We start from the raw sequence: 23,994 nt of genomic DNA, 5'->3' as shown, positions 1-23,994 counted from the left end.
CGGCGAGGAGACGCTCGCGTTCGGGGTGACAGCCGCCGAGGGCATCGGGATCCACTCGCTGGTCGACGGCGTCGTCTACACCGTCACGTTCAACATCTCGCTTTTGACCGGGGTATTAGCCGGAACTGGGCTTGTCGTCCACGAATTCGCCGAAGGGGCGATCACGTATCTCGTCCTGTTGAAAGGAGACGTCGCGGAACGACAGGCGGCGATGTACGCGTTTTTCGTCGCGGCGTTGACGACACCGATCGGTGCCATCGTCGCCTATCCCCTGGTGAGCCGGTTGGGCGAAAGTCAGCTTGGTCTCCTGCTCGGGTTCGTCTCCGGGGTACTGATTTACGTCTCTGCAGCCCACCTGCTCCCGGAGGCACGGACCTACGAGACGGAACACTCGATGCTCGCCCTCCTGGCCGGCGTGGCGCTGGCGTTGGTCATCGTGTTCGCACGGGCGATGTGAGCTGTTCATCGCTCATCGTTCGGCGCTCATCGCGTTTTCGACCAGCCCGTCGCACCTCGTCGTCCAGGCAACCACACACTGCTCGACAGAACGACGGAACGCGTCGGGCCACCGATCGGCTCGCGGCCGTGATACGACGTGTCCCGTTAGACCGGTCGTCGTCAGTAGACGACGAGCGCTAGGTAGAGTTGGCTGACTCCGGCGACGATCATCACGGCGCCGGCGAGTCGCTTCAGATGGCCAGCGTACGCCGCGAGTCGTCCCGCACTCGCGACCAGCCCCATCCCGGTCGCGACAGTCATCCCGAGCATCAACATCACGACGCTGCCCACGTACGTCACCACCACGACTGCCGCTGCGTCGGCCGACAATGACAGCGCGCGGGCGACCACGGCGAGAAACACGGGGGCGACACACCCGGCTGCAGCGAGCGCGTAGCCGGCCCCGAATATTCCGAACCCGAGCACGCTCGAGCGGCGTTCTGGAAGCGGGATCGACAGCGACGGTACCCACCCCAGAATGACGAGCACCCCCAAACCCACCAGCAACCCGCCGACGAGCGACTCGAAGAACGTGAGTCGTGAGACCGTCGACTGGCCGAGCCAGAACGTCGCTCCCAGGAGGACAGCAAGCGTCCCCATCACACCGATGCCGGCGACCCCACCGCGGAGGAGCGCGCCACCGAGCGTCGCGTCGTCACCGTCGGTCTGACTGACGTAGAACCCGACGTACCCCGGCATTGACATCCTCTCCGCCCTGAAGGGCGAAGATTCCCGACCGCGTTGGGATATTGTGGTTTACGACGTGGCCTGGTCTTGAGGTGCGAATGCACCAGTTTCCTTGTCAAACAGGAACGCCGATGGCTGTGCCAACCAGCCGTTACTCCTATCACCGCCATCCGTGGCGGGACTCGGAGATACTTTCTGTCGAATGTTCTCAGCGCCGTTCACATCAGCGTTTGCCGTCATCCCGCACTCATCGCAGACGTACAATCCACGTTCAACACGGTTCGCGTCACGTTTGCGACCACAGCACGAACACGACTTCGACGTATCCTGCTCAGACACCTGTTCGACCGTGATACCTTCCATCTCGGCCTTGTATTCGAGCAGGTCGATGAAACGGTCGAATGCCCACGAGTGCAGGTCGAGGTTGCCGTGTTTGCCCCAGTTCTTTGCCTCGTCGTTCTCCTCGTTCTCACGAATACCAGAGAGGTCGCCAATCACGATGGTTCCGACTCTCTCCTCAACACATCGCTGGACGATGTGTTTCGAAAGCGTGTGGAAGTAGTGGGTACGCCGTCGAGACTTCTTCTGGTTTAACCGCGTAGCCTGCTCGGAGTCCGAATCATCACACCGAGCGATGCGCTTGCTGAAGTAGTAGTCGTCCTGTTTCAGACAGTTGAGTGGGTACAGTTCGGCGTGGCCGTCTTCGTAGGCGAGTGCCACGAAGTTGTTGATACCGAGGTCAACACCCACCGTCTTCTCACCGGGTGCTTCGGACACTTCGATCTCAACGTTGCAGACGAAGTGCAGTTCCCATCTATTCCCTGTCCAGACAACCCGCACCTGTTGAACGTTCTCCGCGGTGGAAAGGTCAACGTCGGGCCGGGTCTGGTACTCACAGAGGATGAAGTCCGACCAGTATTCCTTGAGATTCGAGCCTTTGGAGAGTCGAACTCGGTTGTACTGGGTGTCGAGTTTGAAGCCTTTCTGCTTGAACGTGACCGTGGAACGTGGGTGGTCGTCGCCGTGTTTGCGGTAGCCTGGTGGGTTCGCTCGCGTGTCTCCGTTGCGTCGTTTGCCGTACCAGCCGTTGAACGCCTCAGCGAGTTCTTGAAGGACTCGCTGACTTGACTGAGAATGCAGGTCATCATAGCGTTCGTGGCTCTTGAGGTACGCGGTGAGCTCACCGTGTTCGGGGATGTAGCCGATTTCATCCCAGACACGACTGATTGTCCACCGTCCGACGTTCCAGAGTTTGGACGCGGCGAACCCGAGCGAATCAAGGTCATCGCGCACCTGTGGCTGATTCCTGATGGAAGCAGTGTAGGTGCGGGTGACGACCTGTTTCGCCATAGATAACCTATGTTGATAAACCTACTTGAAAGTGTGGATTACTAGCGTGGAATATTCTACCATGCCGTTGAACGGTGGTTAATGTAGGGTAGAGCCGGATTCATTCTCGCCCTTCACAGTAGACGCCGAACCTAATTCACGACACTGCTGGTGAGGTTGTCTATGGTCAAGACAACCGAAGCAAAACAGGTCTGTGGTGCCGCATCAACCCTTGTCTATCCAGAACTTGATTTTGATATCAAGTCGTGTGGACGGTTCACGAGAGAGGACTTCGAGAAAGTCCTCTCTCGGATCGCTTTCGACCAAGAATTCGCCAACACAGGCGGAAAAACACACCAGTTGAACCAAGATGAGCCGGTTGACGTCACATCCACAGCTCGAAACCCACTTGCAAAATCGCTCCTCTACCATCTACGGAATCTGGAAGCGGACGCCATCGACGATCAGTTCGATGGCGTCCGTGACGATCTCTTCGAGATTCTTCGGAAACGTCGGCTGTTACCGAACTGTGTCGACGTTGCGATCGACCTTCACGAATGGCGGTTCTATGGCTCAGCCGAGACAGACCACGTTCTCGTCACGTATCCTGATCAGGGAACAAATCGGACGTATTGTTTTGCGACACTGTGTATCGTGGCACCTGGAACACGGTTTACGCTTGCGGTGCTCCCGCTCAAAGAGAACGGCTTTCGCGCCAAGCGCGAAGCCGTTCGAACCCTGTTAGAGACTGCTCAGACGTATGTCTCGCTTAGACACGTCTATCTTGACCGTGGCTTCTATCAGGTTCACGTTGTCGCGGAACTGGAACAACTCGGTGTCGATTACGTCGTTCGTGCACGCCCAAGCAAGGGAATGAAAGACCGTCTCAGCGTCGGCGCTGAGACGGTCGTCGATGACTATCTCATGCAACGAAAGCGAAAGCCGACTGCGTCAGTGGCTGTAACAGTCTTTGCTGTCCCACACCGATCGAAAGAGGACGAACACGTGTGGTTTGTCACAAACCGAGAGATAGAGCCAGAAGCAGCACGGGCGTACGCGGCAGCTTTCCGCCGCCGATGGGGGATTGAAACCTCATACCGGCAGATCGGTGACTTTCTTCCGAGAACGTCGTCGCCGACGTTCTCGGTGCGACTGTTCTACTTTCTGTTTGCGGTTGCACTGTACAATCTCTGGGTTCTAGCGAATGTTCTCGTCACAGATGGTACAATTCCAGGGAAGCCACCGATCTCGACGAAGATCTTCCGGGAATTTGTTCTTCCAACCGACTACGGATAGAACTCCACTCCAGACGACCGAGCTAATCGGTTAGGAAGCACCCAATGAGTGATAACGCTACGGAGCGCCGACGAGCGGCGCTCCTTCGCTCTCTCAACCGCTCCTCCACTCTCTGGACCAATTGCTACCGTCACGGAAAGTGACGAAGCAATTTGTTTCAGTCTGTTCTATATTTTGGTTCGGCGACGACTGTGAAGGGCGAGGCTTTCTCCTCGAATCACCGTAAGTCCGAATCCGATCGCCGAGAGGAACGCGGCGTCGAGCATCGGTTACGTCGCTGCCTCCGCCTCGAGCGCTCGTTCGATCCCTGCGACGAGTTTGTCTGCGGTTTTGACACCGGAGTCGGACCACTGAACGCGTCCGTCCGTATCGATCGCGACGGCGGAGGGGTAGCCGCCCGCGAGATACCGCGCGGTCAGTTCGGCAGCCGGGTCGAGGCCGAGCAGCCAGTCACCGTCGTGTTCGTCCCACCAGTCGACCAGTTCGTCCTCGGTGACGGACGAGCCGACCGCCTCGTTCGTGACCGCGAGAAACAGCACGTCCGATCCAATGCGATCGTTCGCCTCGGCCAGTGCGGGCATCTGCTCGATACACGGCGGACACCACGTCCCGAAGAAATCGACGAACGTCACCCGCTCGGTCGCCGGAATCCGAACCTCGCCAGCCTCGCTGCCAGGCGCCTCGACCGTTTCTATCGTGATCGGATCGGGAGCCGTCGTCCCCGCTCCATCCGTCGCTTCCGGGTCGTCGCTCTCGGTTTCGAACGAAGGTACCCCACGGACCGCCAGTACGCCCCCACCACCGACGACCCCGACACTGGCGAGACCAGCGAGGACGTCTCGCCGTCGCATCTACGCCGTCACCACCGTTTCGAAGTCGTCGACCACCTGCGACGGGTCGACGGTCGCTCCGTCCGGATACACACGCTCGATGCGTCCCTGCTCGTTGACGAGGAAGATGTAGTTGTAGTGGGGAAACATATACTCGAGATTCTCGTACTCGTCGGCGTCCCGTTTCTCGAGTGGCAGTCCGAACTGTTCAGTGAGGCTCGCTTTTGCATCCTCGTATCGGTTCGGACGCAAGAAGTGCCAGTTACCGGTATCGAGATCGGCCCCTTGTTGGTCAGCGTACGCTCGCAACTCGGCTTCGGTGTCGCGTTCGGGGTCGAATGTCATCGCGAGGAATGCAGCGTCGTCCCCTTCTTTGGCCGCAACCTCCTGGGCTCGCCGTAACCGCAAGAGAAGCGCGGGACACGCTCCGTCCGGACACGACGTATAAAAGAACGTCATCAGCGTAGTACGCTCGCCGACGAACTGCTCGGTTGAGACGGTCTCACCCGTCAGCGGATCCGGAAACTCGACCGCTGGAAACCCCTCACCGTAGCTCGGATGCGACGCCTCGCTCAAATCCTGTTCTGGTGACCCAAGTATGACGCCATCCGCGTGTGCTCGATTCGACTCGTCATCACCGGACGACAGCGACTCGAGACAGCCTGCAGTGGCGACGAGACTCGAGGCGACGATCGATCGGAGGCATGTACGCCGATTCATAGCTCGGTATTTCGATTCGGCTGATAAACGCTATCCGACGATTCCCTGGCTCGGAAAAATTGGTGTGTCGAGAGGATAAAATTATCTCCGGCGAAACTCGTATTACTGTTTCCAAAGCGATAGCAGTACGAGAACCATGCCGCTCGAGACTATGATCCCCTGTACGAGTGCTGCGGACGCGATCGTCGTTCCGAATACCTGATAGATGAGCCCCTCACAGATTGCGCCGACGCCAATGAAAACGAATCCGCCGGAAACGTACAGCATGGGCGTCTGTCCGCTTCGCCGGTAGCCGTGATACGCGAGGTACGCAACCACGAGGCTCAAGACGAGCGTAATTAGCTTGGCCATCAGAAACGACACTTCCACTAGTCACCACCCCGGAGATCGCTCCACAGCGACGTGAAATTGTCCGCGAGTTCGTCGCGCGTTTCGATCGTCAACGAGAGTTGGCCGTCGCTGATCTCGACGTGAAGTTCCTCGAGTGATGTTTCGAACTCGCTTCGGTGAGAGCCGTCCGAGTCGACGGTGTGGTGCTCCTCGACGAGATCGTGTTCCTGCAACGTCGAGACTCGTCGATAGATCGTCGTCAATGAGGCATCGCACTCCTCGCTGAGCGTTTTCGCAGTCTTCGGTCGATCGGCTGCAAGAAGAATCTTCCGTGCGTACTCGTCCGCAAGAATTTGGAATATATCAACCGAGTCTGCGGTGCCTCCGTGTTGCACGCAATACATTCTATTAATCACGCTCAAATAGGCCACGGTTTGCTGGTTCAGCAAATCACCGAGAGCGTCTTATACTTGCGTCAGCGTATACTCCCGGCGTTTCGCTAGTCCTCGTATCGAGTCCTGTGACAATCAACGAACTGCTGACATGGTTATTTGGGAGGGGTCGGAATACATCGAGTTATGGATCCGACGGTCGAACGGCGATGTCACCTCTTGTTCGTCTCTCGTTAGTACTCCTGACGTTCGGGATCGGATACTGTGTTATCGTCGGTACGTGTCTGGCCGACTTCATTATCGTCATCGCGGGCCTTTTCGTCAGTTGGGTGGCGTTGTTTTACTGTCTCGGTAACGCCTCGTTCTGGGGATGATTGGAGACCAATTTCCATATGATCCGTCGCTCGACGTTGCCACGACGTTCGTTCGATTCCGGTCCACAATGTCTATCCGTGTCATCCACATAGAGTGCCCGAATGGATTCAAAGACTGCGTCACGACGGTCGCTATTCGGCCTTGCAGGCGCGGCGAGCCTCTGCTGTCTGGCGCTTGCTCCTGGCGCTGTTGGGCTGGCAGGCGGTGGCGCCGCGGCTGGACTAGGCGCCGGCCTCGGACAGATCATCGTGACGGTGCTGACGCTGGGAGTCATCGGATTCGTCGTCCGCTGGCGGGCGGGCTGTTCGGCATGCGAGTAATTCAAGCGAGCCGTCGTCATCACTCTTCAGCGTGCGTTTCGAGGACGTCGACGAGCGTGTCTGCGGACTGGAAGCCGTCATCGAGTCGGTCGACTTCCTCGCCGTCTTTTAGGACGACGAACGTCGGGACGCGTCGTACGGTGAACTCGTCGGCGAGGTCCGGAACGAGCCCGGCGTTTACCGTCACCACCGCACCTGGGGCGCTCCATGCGACTACACTGAGCACCGGCCCCCTGGACGCACAGATACCACACCCGGACGTGACGAACTCGAGGAGCACGAGATCGTGGGCCTCGAGCAGGTCGTCGTACTCGGCCGCGTCGTTCAGCTGAATCGGCGTCTACGGTGCGTTCTCTGCAACACCAGTCGTTTCGTATACCGTGTCAGTCATTGAGATTTCTACGTGCCGGGACTATTTGAGAATTGTGCAATAAAAACAAGATCTTCCCTCGCCCACCGTTATTTTGAGTTGCATTCCGAAGGACGATCGAAGGCCGATGGCTGACGACACCGATACCGAGGAGCAGCGGCCGATCCGGGGTGCGAGATGGGACAAGACACGTCAGAGTTGAGTACGGTCTTTGGCGACGCCTATCGCGGAGAGTTGGATCGTGAAACGACCTGGCGATCCCGACTGGACCAGACGACGACGTGGAGCGTTACGATCATGGCTGTGATCCTCACGTGGGCGTTCTCGAGCCCCGACAATCCCCATTACGTCATTCTCGTCGGCGTGCTGGCTGTCGGCCTGTTTTGCTGGATCGAGGCTCGTCGGAACCGCGACTACGACGTCTACCGTTCTCGCGTTCGCCTCTTCTAGCAGGATCTCTTCACGAATGCGCTCGATCCGTCACGGGAGGTCGAACACGATGATTGGCGAACCGAACTGGGGGAAGATTACCGATACCCGACGTACAAGATTACGATGTTCGAGGCCGTGTCGAATCGACTTCGACGTATCTACTTCGCCCTGTTGCTCATCCCGGTCTCGTGTGGCTCTTTCGCGTGACGGCGTTCGTCACAGACGCCGCTCTCCCCGCCGCAGCAGTCGGAACGGTCCCCGGATCTGTCGTTCTCGGTGTCGTCGGAACGTTCTACGCGGCGTTACTCGTCGTAATGTTCTGGCCGCGCGAACGTGAGGCCAAAGGAGAGTTTCGTGAGGTCGAGGCTGGCGAGTGGAAAGACACGGATTGATCGTCGGTCACGCCGATGACGCACACGTCGGACACGAGCGTCGGTGGCGAACGTAAATCAACCCCACAAGCAGTGCGACCGAGACCGCACCGAGCAGGGGCCGCAGAGGATCGAAGTACGTCATGAGCGCGGACGAACCGAACAGCGCCAGAAGGACGGCGTTACAGATTGGACAGCTGACCGCCAGAAATCCGCCGACTAAACCGCCGAACGCCAGCCGATCCGTATCGGCTTCGCCGTTCTCACCGTGGCGATGATCGTGATTGAGGTCGTAATCGTAATCGCCGCCGTCGTCTCGGTCGGCTGCCTCGCCCTCACGGTCACCAGCGTTGCGGACGTCAGTCGCCAGACGCTGGGCGACGTAGACGCCCGCGAGAAGTGCGGTCAGGGTGAGAAACAGATAATCGAAGCCCGTCCGTGGCACCATCCGAACGAAAAGCGGGTTCGGAACGAGTCCGGTGACGAGACCGAACAGGGCGAACACGCCCATCGACGTGATGGCTCCCCGGACGACCGCCCGCCGGTTCGCGCCGAGTAATCGGTGGTGTCCTCTTCTTGTCACTGTGATCCCTCCAGCGAGACGACGCACTGTTCGGGATGGCCTGCTCGTCCGAGAAAGAACAACAAGAGCGTGAGACCCCCGAGTTGGAGGAACGTGCCGTCGAACGGCAGTAGCGTCAGTCCGCCGGCAAACCCGAGGAAGGCGAGCAGACCTGCCCCACAGCTCGCACAGCCGGATGCGACAAGGCCCGGAAGGATGCCGGATACACTCGTCGCACCCGAGAGGCCAACGAGCCGAAGCTGTGCGACGGCGTTGACGACGGCAACGCCGGTCAGGAGCGCGTAAGACACGATAATCGCCAGCCCCGTGATGCCGTCGGTTAGGTAGACGGACTCCGTCAGAGAGACGAGGACGTAATCGAACCAGTGGAGGCCGTCGCCCAACAGTTGCAGCGCGAACTCCGGCATCGTACTCAGTATCAACAGGCTATAGGTGCCGACCGTAACGAGGACGAAGCCGACCGTCCCGCGCCAGGACTCGAACGGATACCGTAGCGCATCCGAAAGGTTCCGGCCAAATCTGGCGGTCGAGTCGTTCCAGTTCATAACACCTTCACCCAGTTTGTGGACAGACATCTTCCGACGGGTTTCACGGACCGACGGTCGCCACTGGGCTTCGAGGACGGGCGACTCACGATTCGTCTCCGAACTGTCTCGAGCGTGCTCGATACCACGAGTAGGTGTCTCGTCGCACGATTACCACAAAGGTACTCCTCCGTTTTGCTGACTCAGCAAATCGGCGCGTCGGTTACGAGGAAGCGATGTGAACCAGCAACCGAACACGAATGTCGCTTGATCAAACGACCCGTCGGGCCGTGCTCGCCGGTTCGACCCTCGCGCTCGGTGGCGGTGGTGTCTACTATCTCTCCCGCTCGGACGATACCGACGACAGTAGCTCCCTTTCGCCGACGATGCACGCGAGCGAAGAGACGTCAGCACTCGGCGTCGACCTGGCGGGAAAACCGATCATGGGCGATTCGGACGCACCGATCGAGATCTACTACTGGACCGACTTCCAGTGTCCGATCTGTGAACAGTTTGAGCGGGAGACGCTCCCCGAACTCGTCTCGGAGTACGTCGAGTCCGGTGAACTTCGTCTCGTCTTCGTCACGCTCCCTTTCTTTGGCCCGGATTCGATGACCAGCGCTATCGCCTCCAGGTGCGTCTGGGAGCAGGTCCACGAATCGGACCCGTATGCCTACTGGGACTGGCATGCTGCGGTCTTCGCCGAACAGGGCGAGCGCAATTCGGGATGGGCCAGCGCCGACAGCCTCCTCGAAATCACCGACTCGGTTCCGGACGTCGACGCCGCCGAACTCGAGGCGTGTCTCAAGGGCGAGCGCTCGGAGTTTGAAGATGCGGTCGAAGCCGACGCGGAACAGGCAAGGGCGTTCGACATCCGCGGGACACCGACGTTCGTCGTCTTCGACCCGGAAACGGAGGCGGCTGGGACGCTAGTTGGCGCCCAGCCACTAGAGCGGTTCGCAGACGCACTCGAGCAGATACGAGAAGCGTAGCGAGAAGTCCACGGCTGAAGTTCCGAACTGACGTGCAACGGTTGTCGATTCTTGCGTTCCATTACTGCAGCGAAGGTGCTCGTCAGAAACTTGTGTGGAGGATCGATCGCGTCGCTGTTCCGTTCGGTCGCTGTTTCTGATGACGTCCAAAGAGGAATACCAGGTCCGGTCCACAAAGACAGTCTGTCTAATGCCTAATGCCGTTTATGAGGCCGTCTGGTGATAGAGATCTCCATGTATAATGATCTGACACGTCGTGTGTTCCTTGGAGCGAGTGGCGCAGTTAGTATGGCAGCACTGGCAGGATGCGGAGGACCTGGAGAAGAAAACGACACGGACGAGGAGGAACCAGATGGAGCGGATAATGGCGAGGCCGACGACGAGTGGGAAGATGTCGACGAGTTCTACTTCGAAGGCCATGTCGAGGCGTGGACCGGGCTGGAACCCGGTATCATCGACGGCGAGGACAATCCAACTATCACGCTCATCGAGGGGAACGAATACGACTTCAGGTGGATCAATGCCGACGGCGTGACGCATAATCTAGAGATACGAGACGAGGATGACGAGATCATTGACGACTATCAAAGCGACGACGTCAGCGAAGAAGGCGAAGAGACGACCCTCGAGGGTGTAGTTGCCTCTGAAGAGATGTCGGTGTACATTTGTACGTACCACGAATCGACCCAGGTCGGAGATATCGAGGTTCAGACGGACTGATTGCCGAGCTCTTCCCGTGAACTCGTTTCACTCACTTTCTCGATGGGAGGAGGGAATAGTTTATACTATTGGGACTACAATACATATCTATAATGCAACAATCGAAACCGGCAGTTGACAGTATCGGAATCGTTCTCGAGACTGCAGATCCCGAACGCGCCTGGAATGCGCTACGGTTCGGTATTACGGCAGTCGAGAACGGACACGACGTGTCAGTATTCCTGCTGGGAGAAGGCGTCGAGGCCGAGGAGATCACTGATGACCAATTCGACGTTCGTGACCGAATGGAAGCGTTCGTCGATGTCGGTGGTGACCTGCAGGCGTGTGGAACGTGTCTCGAGATTCGCAACAGCGAGGAAAGCGAGTACTGTCCGATGTCGACGATGTCGGATCTGCTCGAGATCGTGAGGGCGGCTGATCGCGTGCTGACGATCGGTTAGTAAGTGCAGAGTGACATCCAGTACAGTGCTCAGACCTCTTTGTGCTACTCACTCGTCCCGCCGTAGTCGCTCACGTCGTTGCTTGAACTCTTCGTCCGAGATATCGCCGCGGGCGTAGGCGAGTCGGAGCTCCTCGAGAGCCGGGTCATCTTCGGCGCGAGTCGAGCGGACGATAGCCCTGTACACTAGGTAGCCGACGACGAGGAGTACCAGGAGGGGGACCCAGCCAACTAACCACCTTCCCGGGCCAGTCCACGCGCCATCATTCCACATGTGCCCGCCGCCCCACATCCCCATCATCGGCCAAGGCGACAGCCATCAGGACCAGCGGGACGAGTGTGACGAGTACCGCGATGAACAATACCGTTCGGAGGAGCGTCGTGTCGTCGGCCATACGTGGCGATTCGACCGCCCTCATGATAAATGCCGGTCACAATTTCGACGCCGTCACAATATCGCTACGGTTCGAGACGCGACGGGCTGGGCCGGCATTTAGGCCGGTGGGACGAGCATCACGTTTCCGTTCGCCTGTGCGACGAGATCCTCGGAGACGCTGCCGAGCAGCAGTCTACGAAGCCGACTGTGACCACGCGAGCCGACGAGGATCGTCGTCGGGTCGACGGTGTCTTCGACGGCGAGGATTTCGTCTGCAGGATCGCCCTGTTGAACCTCGATTCGCGTCTCGATCCCCCACTTCTCGAGCTGGTCGGCCAGTTCTGCCAGCCGAGCCTCGGGGTCCGTATCTTCCGCGAGCCCCGGATCTTTCGGCGTCTCGACGTGAACGAGCGTCGCCTCCTGGGTTGCGTGACGCAGGTACGAGAACGCCTCGAACGCGCGCTCGGCGTTTTCGGAGAAGTCCGTCGCGTACAGCATCCGCTGGAAGAGGTGTTGTCTCACGACGGATGGATCGTCAGCCTCGCGCTCGATCCGGTTGACGAGCAGCGGGGTCTCCGTCGTTCGTGCGAGGTTGCGCGCCGTCGAGCCGATAACGCGGTTTTCGAGCGGGCTCTTCCCGCGCGAACCGACGACGGTGAGACTCGCGCCGATCGTCTCGGCGATGCCTCGAATGCGTCGGTGGGGCGTCCCGCGGACGACGTGTACCTCGACATCGAATCCAGCCCGTTCGATGACGCGCTCGTAGTTCCTGATCGCCTTTCGGCGTCGCTTCTCGAAGTCGATCCCGGGCATTCCTCTGTGGACGTTCGACGGAATGACCGTCACGAGATGTATCTCCTCGATCCCGATTTGTCCGAGACACTCGAGGCCGGTCTCGTTCTCGATGGTCGCCTCGCTGGCAGCCGAGAGGTCAGTGGCGAGTACCGCTTTCATACCGGCTGTAGGTACTGGCAGTATAATATTGTTTGGGTATCCCAATACCAACCGAACTCGATTGGCGATAGGGAATGATCGAGGGTGATCACGCATCGACTCGTTGTATCCGTCCGGATGCTCGATCGGACGCGGTCGTTCGCTCGTGCACCTGGTTCGCTCCCACGCTCTCGCGACGCGAGATCCACTGCCTTCGCGATGTCTATCGCGCGGAAATGATAATGCGGACGACACGACGTGCCGGCACGAATCGGCCGGTCGGCGAACCGCCTGTATCTTCATAACTTACACAGATATTTTCGTTGGATAGCCGTCGCATACTCTATAGTAATATTGTGCGTTAGTCCCAAAAGCGTTATACCGACTCTCCGAATAGAGAGTAATGAGTAGAAATCCATGATCTGTACACTATCGAACGCGAACGGGGGGTCGGACGAATGATCGAATCCGCAGCCCTCTCCGCACCGGTACAGGCGACGCTCCTCGTTGGCGTCATCCTCATCCAGGCGATCGCCCTCTACGCCGGCTACGGCGCCCTCGAGCGAGTCGCAACGCCACTGATCGACACGATTACGGACGCACGATAGATGGAGATATTCGGGCTCAGCCTAGTGCTGTTGGCGCTGTTCGTGAGCTTCGGCTTCATGGTCGGGGTTTTGTTCGGCTTCTTCGGGATGGGCGGCTCGTTCCTGATCACGCCGACGCTGCTGCTCCTCGACTATCCTGCTTCCGTCGCGATTGGGAGTGGGCTGGCGTTTTACTTCGGCACCTCGGTCATCGCCGTCCTGAAACACTACGACGTCGGTCAGGTCGACTACAAACTTGGTGCGATCCTATTCGTCGTCCTCTCGATCGGGATCGAACTCGGCAGTCGACTCGTGTTCGGCCTTGAGGCGCTCGGGATCGCCGGCCTCGTTACGGGCGTTGCGTACGTCGTCCTGCTGGCGGGGATCGGGGCGCTGTTCCTCCGCCGCGCGTCTAGGCTCGACGACGGGGACGACGAGGATGAGGACGTCGACGACGAGGACATTCCGGCGATCGGCCAGAAGATCCAGTCGTACACCGTTCCCCCAATGATCTCGTTGACATCCGGCGGTCGAGCGTCGCTGTGGACGATTTCGGGCGCCGGCGGGAGCGTCGGCCTCGTTTCGGGCCTGATCGGCGTCGGCGGTGGCTTCATCCGTATGCCCGCGATCTATTACCTGATCGGGACGCCGCTTTCGGCCGCGGTCGGGACCAGCCTGTTCGCCGGGCTGTTCTCGGGCGCGTTCGGGACGTTCACCTACGGAATGTCCGGCAGCGTCGACCTGACGGTCGTCTCCTTGCTGCTGGTCGGCAGCGCTCTCGGAGCGCGAATCGGCTCCGCGGCGACGACGACTGTCGAGGAGGACGACGTGATCGTTTACTTCGGCATCATGATGGTGCTCGCAAGCGCCGGAATTGCCCTCTCGGAACTGGCGAACTGGCTCGGAACGGGTGCGCTCGATCTGGTGAGCGTCTTCCTACTCGTCGGTTCGTCGTTTGCCGTCGCATCGATGATCCTCTACCAGGTCGTCAAGTCGACCGATAAATCGGATCCGAGTGCACAGCCAGAGACCGACAGAGGTGACTGATGAACGTGATGGAGTACCAATTCGGTATTGAACCACGTCCTACCGTGCCCGAGAGGGGCACCCACAACCAGCTGTGAGCCTCGTCGCGATCGTCGCGCTCGTGCTCGCACTCGGCGTCGCATCCCGCGTCCTCGCGGACCGGCTACGGATTCCCAGTGTCCTCTTCCTGATCTTCGCGGGGGTTGCGATCGGTCCCGAGGTGCTCGGCTTCGTCTCGCGGGAGACGTTTGGCGGCGGGCTCTCGGCGGTTGTCGGCGTCAGCGTCGCGATCATCCTCTTCGAGGGTGGGTATCACCTCCACCTCGACAAACTCCGAGAGAGTCCCACCGCGCTGACCCGCCTCGTCACCATTGGTGCAGTGGTCACCTGGCTCGGGACGGCCGCCGCCGTCGTCGTTTTCCTCGAGACGAGTCTCGAAGTCGGCCTACTGGTCGGCGCACTATTGATCGCAACTGGCCCAACTGTGATCGGGCCGATCCTCCAGGTCGTCACCGTCCGGGATCACGTCGCCGCCGTCCTCGAGGGCGAGGGCGTGATCAACGACATCACGGCGGCGATCCTGGTGGTCGTCGTCTTCGAAGTCCTCGTTGCCGGGAACGGAACGCCGGCCGCACTCGTCGGCGACTTCGCGATGCGGCTGTTCGTCGGTCTCGCGTTCGGCGCGCTCGTCGCGGGTCTCGTCTGGCTGGTGCTCGATCGCGCACGGTCCAGACCCTGTGCGGCACCGCTGCACGCTCGGTTGGTCGTCCTCGCCGGCGTCATCGTCGCCTATGCCGGTGCAGAGACGATCGCCAGTGAAACGGGCATCGCCGCCGCCGCGACGGCCGGCTTCGTTCTCGGGAACGTCGACCTCCCCTACCACGAGGACGTGATCGACTTCCTCGACGACCTCTCGGTCGTCGTGCTTTCGTTTATCTTCGTCGCGCTGGCGGCATTGATTGACTTCGCGGATATCCGCGCGGTCGGGCTGGCGGGTCTCGCCATCGTCGTCGCGGTCACGCTGGTGCTTCGTCCAGCAGTCATCTACCTCTCGACGACCGACGCGCGGTTTACGCACAACGAGCGGCTCTTCCTGAGCGCCGTCGGCCCGCGCGGAATCATCCCCGCGAGCGTCGCGACGCTGTTTGCCGTCGAGTTGCAGGCGCTCGGCCGGCCACAGGAGGCCCAGCTGCTCGCCGGGACCGTCTTTCTCATCATCTTCACGACGGTCGTCCTCCAGGCCGGCCTTGCACGACAGATCGCGGACTACCTTGAGGTATCACCAATGCGCACCATAATCATCGGCGGGGGACGGGTCGGCCTGTCTCTCGCAGAACGGCTCGAACAGGACGGAGAGAACGTACTACTGATCGATCTCGACCCCGACGCGGTCGAAAAGGCCCGCAAACGCGGCCTTCGCGCGCTCGAGGGCGACGGCACTGATGCCGACATCCTCGAGCAGGCGGGCGCTGACGACGCGAAGACGGTCATTGCAACCACGCCCGACGACGACGTCAACCTGCTGGTCTGCCAGCTCGCGAAGACGACCTACGACGTCGAGAGCGTCGCCTCCCGGGTCAACCAGCCCGACAACGTCGACGCGTTCGAATCGCTCGGCGTCCACGCGATCGACCTCTCGATGGCGACCGCGTGGTCGCTCGAGAACGTTCTCGAACGGCCGTCGCTGTCGGCGTGGATGAACGAACTCGGCCGCACCGGTGACGTCCAGGAGATCGAAGTAACGGCCACGGACCTCGTCGGGAAGACGATCGCCGACCTCAACGCGGAGATCCCCGACGGTGTCATCGTCGGATTGCTCACCCACCGAGACGGTGCGACGGAAGTCCCGACGGGCGATCACGAACTCCGGGATGGCGACCGCGTGACATTCCTCGGCCAGACCGACGCCGTCGATCGCGCCGTCAAGCGATTCCATCCCCACGACTGATACGGAATGTCGTACCGGTACACCGACGCAGCCGCTGTTCACGTCGCGGTCGCGCCGGAAACGACCGTCTGAGTTGGAAGCTTCGGTCAGCGTCCTCAGTGCTCGCCAAACCAGTATTGTGCAATACGAGCAAATCTTATGCCAGTGCGCCGCTTATGTTCGAGTATGACTATGCAGCCGTCGATAACCGATCAACTGAAACGAGATATAGCCTGTGAAGGGCTGCTCGAATGCTTACACGGACTCAAACCGCTCGACAGAGATTGCTACCGCGTGATGGTCGAGAGCGACGACCCGTTTACCATCGACGAGGTCGCCGACCGGATCGACCGCGAACGCTCGACCGCGTACCGCTCGATCCAGCGATTGCTGGGACGTGGCCTGCTCGAAAAAGAACAGATCAACTATGATCAGGGCGGCTACTACCACGTCTACTCCCCGACGGATCCCGGGCAGGTCGCGACCGACATGCGACACCAACTCAACGACTGGTACGCGAAGATGGGACAGCTCGTCCAGGAGTTCGAGGATAAATATGACTCCGTCGACGAACCGACGCCAGATGAGGCGTTCTGACTGACCCCATGTCCAGTCACGAACGTCCGCTCGAAATTCCTCGGGAACGGCTGATCGAGACGACGCTCGACCTCGTCTCCTTCGATACGTCGAATCCCCCAGGCGACACCCGCGAAATCGTCGACTGGATCGAATCGACAACCACCGACCTCGGTCTCGAAACCGAACGGGTGGCGACCGATCCGACGAAACCGAACCTGCTGGCGACGCTACCTGGTGAACGATCGACGACCCTGCTGTTCAGCGGACACCTCGACACGGTTCCGTACGATCCCGACGGCTGGTCGTACGACCCACTTGGCGAGCGCGTCGGTAATCGCCTCTACGGGAGAGGGACGACGGACATGAAGGGCGGGGTGGCCGCGATGCTCGAACTCGCCCGTGCCTTCGTCGTGGCCGATCGACGCCCACCCGTGACGCTCGAGTTTGCGTTCGTCAGCGATGAGGAAGTTGCCGGCGACGCTGGACTGCAGACGGTACTCGACGCGGATCGGCTCGCGGCCGACGCCTGCGTGATCGGCGAACCGACTGGCCCACTGAATGCCCCGTCGATCACCGTCGCCGACAAGGGCAGCCTCTGGTTGACGCTCGAGGATACCGGTGAAGCGGCCCACGGCTCGCGGCCGATGCTCGGCACTAACGCGATTGATGCGCTCTGGGACGCCCTCGAGCTGATTCGGGCGCGACTCGAGGCCTATCCCATCGCAGTTCCCGAACCGGTTGCGCCGATTCTCGAGGAGTCGATCGACTACTACGGAACGTCGATGGACGAGGACGTCGCTCGGCGCCTATTCGACCGGCCGACCGTCAATCTCGGGACGATCGAGGGCGGGGAAGCCGTCAACAGCGTCCCCCGCTTTGCCAGCGCAGAACTCGACGTGCGGCTTCCGGCAGGCGTCGACACGGAGGCCATGCTCGAGAACGTCAGGGAGTGGCTCCGCGAGAACGAGGGCGAGACCGTCTCGATCGCCGACGTCAGCTGGAGCGTTGGAACGTACGAAGCGCCCGAGTCACCGCTCGTGGACGCAACGACGGCTGCAGCGACTGCAGTTCTCGACGGCCGAGTCTACCGACGTAGCGCGACCGGCGGTGGCGATGCGAAGCGACTCCGCAACGCTGGAGTTCCGACTGTCGAGTTCGCCGTTGGAACCGATACAGTCCATGCCTGCGACGAATACACGACGGTCGAGGTGCTCGAGACGACGGCAGCGGTGTACGCACAGCTCCCGGACGCGTTCGCACGTTGGTACGCAGGCGAGTAACTCACTTTTGTTGGTTGAACACTCCTATTTTCGGATCTCGTTACAAGAGCGCTTCACCCTGAGCCCAGTGGGTTGGGAAACTCGCGCTGCCTTTCGTTTAGACGAATGGGACGGCTTCTGGCAGCGGGAGCAGGGGCACTATGAAACAGACCTACGATGGTGACCAGTCCCATCAGGACCGGGACAAGGACGACTGCGTAGTTCGTCCGCTCGAGGACGCGACCGAGGTCACTACCCATGCTGGACAACGACGGGGTCGTGCTCTGGCGGACGATCACCAGTTCGAGAGCGAACAGGACGACCGTCGCCGCGGCGGACACCATGCAGAACGGGCAGGTTTCGCCGATGACGCCCAGCTGCAGGTAGACGAAGTACGTCGAGAACACGACGCCGCTCGCCGTGATCGGCGTCAGGATCTTGATGAGCAGCGGGTGCCGGGTGTCGAACCACCAGAGGGCGAGCCCGATCGTCGTCAGGTAGTAGAATCCGCCCAGCGTCGCGAGCGGGATTCCGAAGACGTACGCCCACGGGCTGGTAATCACTTCGATACTTCCTTGAACCGGTGCATCGGCTGGGATTGCGGGAATCGCGAACAGATGGATCGCTGTCAGAATGACTGTGACGAACCAGCCGAGAATCGCGACGAACGCGAATAGGCCAAATAGCGTCGTTACTCGTGGTCAGTACTCCCACTCGTAGTCGAACGCCATCGACGATTGTGTTTCGGTCGACATACAATACTGCGTTAGCAGAGCTGGTACAAATGCGTTGTGTGTATTGCCCAATTCTATAGAAACGTATTCGAGACGAATGCTCGCGAAGTCAGTATTCGAACTGTATCGGGAATCTTGTAGTACGGGACTCTTTTCAATTCAACAGTACAGTCGCTAAAATCCACTTATACAATATCTGGCTTCGACTATCGTAGCTACCGTTGTTGATCGCCCCAGGATCTAATATTGTGTGTTAATCCCAAAACTATTATGTGGGCAACACCTTCGTTTTGACATGGGCGTATCTACAATGGGGTTGATCCGATGCTAACCCCGACAGAGCTCCGAGCCGACATTCCTGCACTGCAGGAGGCCACATATCTGAACTATGGTGCACACGGACCGAGTCCGAAGTACGTAGTCGAGGCCGCTACGGACTTCGTTCAACGCCACGAGTACGACGTGCCTGCTTCGGCTGACCCCTACGAAACGGCGTTTGGCGAGTTTGATGAAACGAGGAGCCAGGTCGCGTCATTTATTGGCGCACAACCGGACGAGATCGCCCTTACAGAGAGTACGTCCGCCGGAATCAACGCGATCGCCGGCGCGATCGACTGGCAACCCGGCGACGTCGTGGTCCGTACCGACCTCGAGCACCCGGCCGGGATTCTTCCCTGGAAGCGTCTCGAGCGTGAGGGCGTTGAGGTTCGAACCGTCGAGACCAGTGGTGGCCGACTCGACCACGAGGCATACATCGAGGCAGTCGCTGATGCGAGACTCGTTTCGTTTAGCGCCGTCACCTGGACTCACGGGACGAAACTCCAGGTGTCGGAACTCGTCGACATCGCGCACGATGCGGGCGCACTCACGCTTATCGACGCCGTTCAGGTACCGGGACAGCTGCCGATGGATGTCGCCGAGTGGGGCGCGGATGTCGTCGCCGCCGCCGGCCACAAGTGGCTGCTCGGACTTTGGGGCAGTGGCTTTCTGTACGTCGATGCCGACGTCGCCGACCGGCTCGAACCGCGTGCGGTCGGCTACCGGAGCGTCGACACGCCTACGGCGGCCGAACCAGTGTTCGCCGCGGGTGCTCGTCGCTTCGAGATCGGATCTGCGAATCCGGCCCCACACGTCGCGCTGCGAGAGGCCATCCACACAGTATCAGACGTCGGTCTCGATACTATCGAACGCCGAATCCGTGACCTCTCCGGTCGACTCGCGTCGGGCGTCCCCGAGGACCGTCTACTCAGTCCCGCATCTCCCGAGTCGGGCCTCGTAACGATTGACGTCGATGCACCCGACGAAACCGTTAGCCGCCTCAGTGACGAGGGGATCGTCGTCCGGGCGCTTCCGTCTCCGAACGCAATTCGAGTCTCGGTTCACGCTGTCAACACCGCTGCCGAAATCGACGCGCTTCTCGACCTGCTTGCCGACGATTGGTAACAGTCACTATCGGATGTCCAAGCAACGACGTCACGGTTTGATCGTTGGATCCAACCGTGGGTCTCAAACGCTAGATCCGGTGCTCATCGAACTTGCGCAATATTCACATAACCCTTATACCTGCACGGTCTCTACTTCAAAACAGAATAATGGCTAATTCGATGGCAGAACAACTCCAGCAGGACATGGAATGTGAGGGATTGCTAGAGTGTATTCACGGTCTCAAGCAACTTGATAAGGACTGCTTTCGGGTGATGGTCGAAAGCGACGAACCACTGACGATCGACGAGGTTGCGGAGGGCGTCGACCGTGAGCGATCGACCGCCTACCGCTCGATCCAGCGGCTGCTCCAGTCCGGATTTATCCAGAAAGAACAGATCAACTACGATCAGGGCGGCTACTACCACGTCTACTACCCGACGGATCCGTCCCAGATCGCCGACGATATGCAGCGAAAGCTTAACGACTGGTACGCGAAGATGGGCCAGCTCATCCAGGAGTTCGAGGACAAGTACGAGAGCGTCGACGAGAGTGCTGCGGTTGCCGAAACCTAAGCGAACGCTCCCGGCTGACCAATTTGAACTCGTCAGCCCGTCCGACCTGCGCTCGGTTCCGCGCTCGTTTTCCCGTTCGTCACCCGCGGTTGCTATTCGTCACCCACTCGCTCACTGAGACCGACCGCTGCCCGTCGGTTCCGGTGCAGCCGTCGTTTTCCGACCGTATCGGATTCCTCGAGCAAGGGCCGGGCGGTCTACCTGCGGAAACCACGACTTTTGAATTGCTTAAAGATAGCAATACTGTGGCCCTTAGCCGACAAGAGCGCTGCAATAGTCTGGCAGGGGTGTAGCCTCTTCTCGAAACGTACCCGATTAATTCGTTCGCGACGCCGACTCGAGGGAGAGGCAAACCGACAATCTCTCCGTCCGTGTCGTCGGTACCCACGATCGGAGACGCCCGATTTCGTGTTCCTACTCACCATGGAGGAAGGCAAACGGGTGATTGAAACCGGGGCGAAACTGGTACCCATACATGGCTAACACCGGAGGGACAAAGGCTGACAACTAGCCAGTCCACTCACACCCTAGTTTTTGGAACGGTGTATATCGATCAAAGTAATAACATATATTCTATTTAGACACCTACAATAATCGATATACGAACATCAGTTCCGCTGGTCTACAAGTAATTCTCTGAGTAGTTCAGTTGAAGAATTCACACACATCAGTTCTCATAACTTCACCTACTGTGTCACACGAATTGACCCCAACGCTAGACGACGATGCTCCCGCGGTGGCGGGAGCAATCGTCTATCACGCGAAGATACTTTGTAATAATGTTGATGAATTTTTGCCGGCTGCTCAACCGGGTCTCGATTCCAGTTGCTGAACTCACCGATACCTGCGACCAGAACAGAGCAGTCTTTAGCACCGAGTCGATGGTACGGCTCTACATCTACCAGACGGCCCATGACCTCACACAGTGCGAACTTGCAGATCGCCTTGCAAACCGACCAGCACTCCTGAAGGGTTTTGGGATGACCAGACCACCGATCCAGCAGAACATCTCGTATGCGGCTGTTCACATTCACCTTCGCAGCACTGCTGTACAACCTCTGGCGACTCACGGATTATCTGGTGAAAGTCGGGATGGGCCGTAATATTCGTTCACCACCCGCCGTGACCGCCAGGACGTTCATCCGGGCGGTCGGACAATATCTCTGCGAGGGTGGCTAAAACTGCGGTCACGCTCTGCAGGCCGCTTGTGGAGAGCCGCAGCACTCGTACTCTCCGCTGGATCTTGCGTGGTGAGTCGTCGTTTACTGCATATCACCAGTCGTCGGTGAACTACACCAGCCGGTCCAGATACAAATGTCTCAAATCGGACTACCTTCTCTCCGATCTCGTTTGTAGCGGTGTTAGATCCCGAAAACGTGGACGATGGGCACGTAGAATATAATCGCTTGGATTGGACGGGTTATGGATCTAACAGAATTTTTATCAGTGCGGCTTTCGCGAACCCGCCTCTTCGAACGTGAGCCGTTTTCTCGAGAAACAGGCGTTCGTTGGCTCCCAGCCAGCTCGTCGCATGATCTTGAGAACATCGCCTGGCCGGTCCCGTGGTTATCGTCGAAGTTGCAGAATTCGGAAGATGGTTTCCTACAAACCACTAGATCTCATATGTGTATTTGAAGTAACCGTCGGACAGTACGACGCGATCTATCGATCGATGAAACGGACGGAGAGTTCCGTTTCGAGACCGGAACCTTCGGCGTCGGTTGTACGTAGACACTCGCTGACTCGTTCTGGACTCGAACTACACTTAAACACCTGCAGTATTCCTCATATATTCTCATGCTTGTGCATGGTGAGATAACATATACCATGGATGTCGGCAATACCCTTCAGAACCTGGGTCTCTTTCTCGAGGAATTCGACGAGGAGGTCGGCACCATAACGAGCGTCGAATTCGCCGATCGACTCGATTCGGAAACGAGGCCGACCGCCGAGGTCGAACTGACAATACCGTCGTTATCGAGCCAACAGTGGATGTCGATCGGCCCCGACAACGTAACTGCTGACGACGACGGCCGACTCCAGTTTACCTTGGAGTCGGTACCGCTCGTTCCAACGACCAGTCCGGATTTCGAGGTCGATCCAACAAGCGTGACGATCGACGACGGGACGATAACGATCGCGCTCAGTGTCTCCGTCGCTACCGAGGATAACTCGACTGGTGGTGCTACTTTTGAAACGGACGAACGGAACTCGAGTCCGCTTGCGGTTTCCGACGACACCGACGACACGGCGACTGACGATCGAGAACGGAACGTGCCGCCGTTCAAAGACCCGGAGCTACTCACGGAGGTGTACGAATCCTGTGACACGTTCACGGAAATGAGCGAGGTTATCGAGATGGACGTCACCGCGGAGACGGTCAGGCGGTATATGATCGATTACGATATCCACGAGCCGAACTCGTATACCGACGGAACCGAGGACGGCGACTCGGGCGGGCGTCCCCAGATCGACAGCGATTCGGATGCGTCGGCACGGAGTCCCTCCGACGTCCGGTCGGCCGACGGCTCAGAACACACGCAGTCGTCGCCGGTCGTTCTCACCGACGGAATTGGGCTTCCCGAGGATGTTACCGCTGAAACACTCGTCGAGACGGTGTCGCGGTCGAATACGATCTACGAAGTCAAACAGAATCTCGGACTGGATCGAGACGAGACGCTCGAGTTGTTACGCCAACTCGACCTCGTCGACCTCGTGGTGGGTCGCGTTGCCAACGAGTCCGAGCGCAGGATCGGCCGCGAAGAGATCGTCGACCGCCTCCGCGAAGCCTCCGTTCCACAGTCCTGACGAGATAGGATGGGCCCTCGAGAACGATCGCACAGTTCGTGACGGGACGCCAGTCTCGGCGGTCGACAACCGACACCCGCGGGGAATCGAGGTCGACCCGGAAACGAGACTGCTCGGTTCGGAGATCACGAGGGAGGGAGGGGGTCGTGTTAGACGCCCGAAGTTCGAGGGTAGACGACGTGACATCCGCGTGGCGCGAGCGGTGGTTTTTCCCGGACCCCGTCGGGCTCCGAAACGTCTGACAGCACACGCGAGTCGAGGAGGTCCTCGACGACAATTGTCAGTAGTGAATGTTCGTTACGCTATCACATACCATTCCAGAATTTTTAATCCGATCGAGGCCCACTGTTCGAATATGAGTCAAGAACGTACCACGTCGGAAGAACAGCGCGGCGCGGAATACTATCTCCCCGGGACTCCCGCGATGTCTCCCTTCGATAGCCGACTCGAGCGATTCCTCAAAACCTTGTTCCGTCGTCGAGGGCGGATTCGGGCGGACCGACAGCACGAGCGCAGCGATCGCTGAAGCGGTTGCCCGGAGAGACTCCATCCTGTAGGTC

25 protein-coding genes and 3 pseudogenes are annotated in these 23,994 nt (G+C 59.3%); 16 read left to right on the top strand and 12 right to left on the bottom strand.

The annotated features are described in order from the left end of the window. Positions 1-25 precede the first annotated feature (25 nt). Positions 26-457: a ZIP family metal transporter gene (locus ACYQ14_RS19010; protein ID WP_459890455.1), complete on the top strand. Its 432-nt coding sequence runs from the start codon at positions 26-28 to the stop codon at positions 455-457. 161 nt (positions 458-618) lie between these two features. On the opposite strand, the gene ACYQ14_RS19005 is transcribed toward ACYQ14_RS19010, so the two are convergent. Together ACYQ14_RS19005 and ACYQ14_RS19000 are read right to left on the bottom strand one after the other, a co-directional pair. Continuing rightward, positions 619-1,197 (bottom strand): cytochrome C biogenesis protein, encoded by a 579-nt coding sequence (locus ACYQ14_RS19005; RefSeq protein WP_459890453.1) that lies wholly within the window; start codon positions 1,195-1,197, stop codon positions 619-621. Positions 1,198-1,254: 57 nt separating this feature from the next. Further along, positions 1,255-2,535 carry an RNA-guided endonuclease InsQ/TnpB family protein gene (locus tag ACYQ14_RS19000; RefSeq protein WP_459890451.1) on the bottom strand — a complete coding sequence of 427 codons (1,281 nt, stop codon included), beginning with the start codon at positions 2,533-2,535 and terminating at the stop codon, positions 1,255-1,257. A 162-nt stretch (positions 2,536-2,697) separates the two neighbouring features. Here ACYQ14_RS19000 and ACYQ14_RS18995 point away from each other — a divergent pair, with 162 nt between their 5' ends. Further along, a complete protein-coding gene (locus ACYQ14_RS18995; RefSeq protein ID WP_459890449.1) occupies positions 2,698-3,810 on the top strand; it encodes a transposase in 1,113 nt (370 codons plus the stop codon). A gap of 269 nt (positions 3,811-4,079) precedes the next feature. Here ACYQ14_RS18995 and ACYQ14_RS18990 read toward each other — a convergent pair whose 3' ends face one another. The 5 genes from ACYQ14_RS18990 to ACYQ14_RS18970 form a co-directional block, all read right to left on the bottom strand. Beyond that, positions 4,080-4,661: a TlpA family protein disulfide reductase gene (locus ACYQ14_RS18990; RefSeq protein ID WP_459890447.1), complete on the bottom strand. Its 582-nt coding sequence runs from the start codon at positions 4,659-4,661 to the stop codon at positions 4,080-4,082. Beyond that, complete coding sequence (locus ACYQ14_RS18985) at positions 4,662-5,360, bottom strand: SCO family protein (RefSeq protein ID WP_459890445.1); 699 nt, start codon at positions 5,358-5,360, stop codon at positions 4,662-4,664. 102 nt (positions 5,361-5,462) lie between these two features. Next, positions 5,463-5,729, bottom strand: coding sequence for a DUF7521 family protein (locus ACYQ14_RS18980; protein WP_283838589.1), 267 nt, complete (start codon positions 5,727-5,729; stop codon positions 5,463-5,465). After that, the gene (locus ACYQ14_RS18975) at positions 5,729-6,094 is read right to left on the bottom strand and encodes a helix-turn-helix domain-containing protein (protein ID WP_459890443.1); all 366 of its coding nucleotides are present in this window, start codon (positions 6,092-6,094) and stop codon (positions 5,729-5,731) included. Before ACYQ14_RS18975 ends, ACYQ14_RS18980 begins: the two co-directional genes overlap by 1 nt. Before the next feature lie 702 nt (positions 6,095-6,796). Continuing rightward, on the bottom strand, positions 6,797-7,111 hold the full coding sequence (locus ACYQ14_RS18970; protein WP_459890731.1) for a thioredoxin family protein: 315 nt from the start codon (positions 7,109-7,111) through the stop codon (positions 6,797-6,799). 213 nt (positions 7,112-7,324) lie between these two features. Here ACYQ14_RS18970 and ACYQ14_RS18965 point away from each other — a divergent pair. Next, positions 7,325-7,971 (top strand): annotated as a pseudogene (locus ACYQ14_RS18965) (DUF2270 domain-containing protein). A gap of 7 nt (positions 7,972-7,978) precedes the next feature. On the opposite strand, the gene ACYQ14_RS18960 reads toward ACYQ14_RS18965, so the two are convergent. Together ACYQ14_RS18960 and ACYQ14_RS18955 are read right to left on the bottom strand one after the other, a co-directional pair. After that, positions 7,979-8,533, bottom strand: a complete 555-nt coding sequence (locus ACYQ14_RS18960) for a hypothetical protein (protein WP_459890441.1) — start codon at positions 8,531-8,533, stop codon at positions 7,979-7,981. Further along, entirely contained in the window at positions 8,530-9,078 is a 549-nt protein-coding gene (locus tag ACYQ14_RS18955) for a hypothetical protein (protein WP_459890439.1), read from the bottom strand. Before ACYQ14_RS18955 ends, ACYQ14_RS18960 begins: the two co-directional genes overlap by 4 nt. Positions 9,079-9,317: 239 nt before the next feature. Here ACYQ14_RS18955 and ACYQ14_RS18950 point away from each other — a divergent pair, with 239 nt between their 5' ends. The 3 genes from ACYQ14_RS18950 to ACYQ14_RS18940 all read left to right on the top strand — a co-directional run bounded on the left by ACYQ14_RS18950 (position 9,318) and on the right by ACYQ14_RS18940 (position 11,209). After that, entirely contained in the window at positions 9,318-10,049 is a 732-nt protein-coding gene (locus ACYQ14_RS18950) for a DsbA family protein (protein ID WP_459890437.1), read from the top strand. Between the two features lie 288 nt (positions 10,050-10,337). Beyond that, positions 10,338-10,769, top strand: coding sequence for a PKD domain-containing protein (locus ACYQ14_RS18945; protein WP_283838596.1), 432 nt, complete (start codon positions 10,338-10,340; stop codon positions 10,767-10,769). Between the two features lie 92 nt (positions 10,770-10,861). Then, positions 10,862-11,209, top strand: a complete 348-nt coding sequence (locus ACYQ14_RS18940; protein WP_459890435.1) for a DsrE family protein — start codon at positions 10,862-10,864, stop codon at positions 11,207-11,209. A 48-nt stretch (positions 11,210-11,257) separates the two neighbouring features. On the opposite strand, the pseudogene ACYQ14_RS18935 reads toward ACYQ14_RS18940, so the two are convergent. Next, a pseudogene (locus tag ACYQ14_RS18935) lies at positions 11,258-11,603 on the bottom strand (SHOCT domain-containing protein). 98 nt (positions 11,604-11,701) lie between these two features. After that, entirely contained in the window at positions 11,702-12,538 is an 837-nt protein-coding gene (locus ACYQ14_RS18930) for a universal stress protein (RefSeq protein WP_459890433.1), read from the bottom strand. Between the two features lie 437 nt (positions 12,539-12,975). Here ACYQ14_RS18930 and ACYQ14_RS18925 point away from each other — a divergent pair, with 437 nt between their 5' ends. From ACYQ14_RS18925 to ACYQ14_RS18905, 5 genes are all read left to right on the top strand, one after another. Then, the gene (locus tag ACYQ14_RS18925) at positions 12,976-13,125 is read left to right on the top strand and encodes a DUF7512 family protein (RefSeq protein WP_283839101.1); all 150 of its coding nucleotides are present in this window, start codon (positions 12,976-12,978) and stop codon (positions 13,123-13,125) included. After that, complete coding sequence (locus ACYQ14_RS18920; RefSeq protein WP_459890431.1) at positions 13,126-14,151, top strand: sulfite exporter TauE/SafE family protein; 1,026 nt, start codon at positions 13,126-13,128, stop codon at positions 14,149-14,151. A 73-nt stretch (positions 14,152-14,224) separates the two neighbouring features. After that, positions 14,225-16,078, top strand: coding sequence for a cation:proton antiporter domain-containing protein (locus ACYQ14_RS18915; protein WP_459890429.1), 1,854 nt, complete (start codon positions 14,225-14,227; stop codon positions 16,076-16,078). Positions 16,079-16,249: 171 nt separating this feature from the next. Next, positions 16,250-16,654, top strand: coding sequence for a helix-turn-helix domain-containing protein (locus tag ACYQ14_RS18910; protein WP_459890729.1), 405 nt, complete (start codon positions 16,250-16,252; stop codon positions 16,652-16,654). A gap of 8 nt (positions 16,655-16,662) precedes the next feature. After that, a complete protein-coding gene (locus tag ACYQ14_RS18905) occupies positions 16,663-17,916 on the top strand; it encodes a M20 family metallopeptidase (protein WP_459890427.1) in 1,254 nt (417 codons plus the stop codon). A gap of 97 nt (positions 17,917-18,013) precedes the next feature. Here ACYQ14_RS18905 and ACYQ14_RS18900 read toward each other — a convergent pair. Next, positions 18,014-18,650, bottom strand: a pseudogene (locus ACYQ14_RS18900) (vitamin K epoxide reductase family protein). A 303-nt stretch (positions 18,651-18,953) separates the two neighbouring features. On the opposite strand from ACYQ14_RS18900, the gene ACYQ14_RS18895 reads away from it, so the two are divergent. The 5 genes from ACYQ14_RS18895 (at position 18,954) to ACYQ14_RS18875 (ending at position 23,960) form a co-directional block, all read left to right on the top strand. Beyond that, the gene (locus ACYQ14_RS18895) at positions 18,954-20,072 is read left to right on the top strand and encodes an aminotransferase class V-fold PLP-dependent enzyme (RefSeq protein WP_459890425.1); all 1,119 of its coding nucleotides are present in this window, start codon (positions 18,954-18,956) and stop codon (positions 20,070-20,072) included. Between the two features lie 149 nt (positions 20,073-20,221). Continuing rightward, positions 20,222-20,626, top strand: coding sequence for a helix-turn-helix domain-containing protein (locus tag ACYQ14_RS18890; RefSeq protein WP_283838933.1), 405 nt, complete (start codon positions 20,222-20,224; stop codon positions 20,624-20,626). 1,014 nt (positions 20,627-21,640) lie between these two features. Beyond that, positions 21,641-21,805, top strand: coding sequence for a hypothetical protein (locus tag ACYQ14_RS18885; protein ID WP_459890423.1), 165 nt, complete (start codon positions 21,641-21,643; stop codon positions 21,803-21,805). A 648-nt stretch (positions 21,806-22,453) separates the two neighbouring features. Beyond that, complete coding sequence (locus ACYQ14_RS18880; RefSeq protein WP_459890421.1) at positions 22,454-23,434, top strand: DUF8073 domain-containing protein; 981 nt, start codon at positions 22,454-22,456, stop codon at positions 23,432-23,434. A 355-nt stretch (positions 23,435-23,789) separates the two neighbouring features. Then, positions 23,790-23,960, top strand: coding sequence for a hypothetical protein (locus tag ACYQ14_RS18875; RefSeq protein WP_459890419.1), 171 nt, complete (start codon positions 23,790-23,792; stop codon positions 23,958-23,960). Positions 23,961-23,994 lie beyond the last annotated feature (34 nt).

This window comes from Halostagnicola bangensis (genome assembly GCF_054653435.1).
Note: the sequence above shows the minus strand (reverse complement) of the source record. Positions and strands in the feature narration are given on the sequence as shown.

What these genes read in the sequence shown, in the direction of transcription:
- ACYQ14_RS19005 (WP_459890453.1), bottom strand. Translation starts at nt 1,197, where the DNA reads ATGCCGGGGTACGTCGGGTTCTACGTCAGTCAGACCGACGGTGACGAC.
- ACYQ14_RS19000 (WP_459890451.1), bottom strand. Translation starts at nt 2,535, where the DNA reads ATGGCGAAACAGGTCGTCACCCGCACCTACACTGCTTCCATCAGGAAT.
- ACYQ14_RS18995 (WP_459890449.1), top strand. Translation starts at nt 2,698, where the DNA reads ATGGTCAAGACAACCGAAGCAAAACAGGTCTGTGGTGCCGCATCAACC.
- ACYQ14_RS18990 (WP_459890447.1), bottom strand. Translation starts at nt 4,661, where the DNA reads ATGCGACGGCGAGACGTCCTCGCTGGTCTCGCCAGTGTCGGGGTCGTC.
- ACYQ14_RS18985 (WP_459890445.1), bottom strand. Translation starts at nt 5,360, where the DNA reads ATGAATCGGCGTACATGCCTCCGATCGATCGTCGCCTCGAGTCTCGTC.
- ACYQ14_RS18975 (WP_459890443.1), bottom strand. Translation starts at nt 6,094, where the DNA reads ATGTATTGCGTGCAACACGGAGGCACCGCAGACTCGGTTGATATATTC.
- ACYQ14_RS18955 (WP_459890439.1), bottom strand. Translation starts at nt 9,078, where the DNA reads ATGAACTGGAACGACTCGACCGCCAGATTTGGCCGGAACCTTTCGGAT.
- ACYQ14_RS18950 (WP_459890437.1), top strand. Translation starts at nt 9,318, where the DNA reads ATGTCGCTTGATCAAACGACCCGTCGGGCCGTGCTCGCCGGTTCGACC.
- ACYQ14_RS18945 (WP_283838596.1), top strand. Translation starts at nt 10,338, where the DNA reads ATGGCAGCACTGGCAGGATGCGGAGGACCTGGAGAAGAAAACGACACG.
- ACYQ14_RS18940 (WP_459890435.1), top strand. Translation starts at nt 10,862, where the DNA reads ATGCAACAATCGAAACCGGCAGTTGACAGTATCGGAATCGTTCTCGAG.
- ACYQ14_RS18930 (WP_459890433.1), bottom strand. Translation starts at nt 12,538, where the DNA reads ATGAAAGCGGTACTCGCCACTGACCTCTCGGCTGCCAGCGAGGCGACC.
- ACYQ14_RS18925 (WP_283839101.1), top strand. Translation starts at nt 12,976, where the DNA reads ATGATCGAATCCGCAGCCCTCTCCGCACCGGTACAGGCGACGCTCCTC.
- ACYQ14_RS18920 (WP_459890431.1), top strand. Translation starts at nt 13,126, where the DNA reads ATGGAGATATTCGGGCTCAGCCTAGTGCTGTTGGCGCTGTTCGTGAGC.
- ACYQ14_RS18910 (WP_459890729.1), top strand. Translation starts at nt 16,250, where the DNA reads ATGCAGCCGTCGATAACCGATCAACTGAAACGAGATATAGCCTGTGAA.
- ACYQ14_RS18905 (WP_459890427.1), top strand. Translation starts at nt 16,663, where the DNA reads ATGTCCAGTCACGAACGTCCGCTCGAAATTCCTCGGGAACGGCTGATC.
- ACYQ14_RS18895 (WP_459890425.1), top strand. Translation starts at nt 18,954, where the DNA reads ATGCTAACCCCGACAGAGCTCCGAGCCGACATTCCTGCACTGCAGGAG.
- ACYQ14_RS18890 (WP_283838933.1), top strand. Translation starts at nt 20,222, where the DNA reads ATGGCTAATTCGATGGCAGAACAACTCCAGCAGGACATGGAATGTGAG.
- ACYQ14_RS18885 (WP_459890423.1), top strand. Translation starts at nt 21,641, where the DNA reads ATGCGGCTGTTCACATTCACCTTCGCAGCACTGCTGTACAACCTCTGG.
- ACYQ14_RS18880 (WP_459890421.1), top strand. Translation starts at nt 22,454, where the DNA reads ATGGATGTCGGCAATACCCTTCAGAACCTGGGTCTCTTTCTCGAGGAA.
- ACYQ14_RS18875 (WP_459890419.1), top strand. Translation starts at nt 23,790, where the DNA reads ATGAGTCAAGAACGTACCACGTCGGAAGAACAGCGCGGCGCGGAATAC.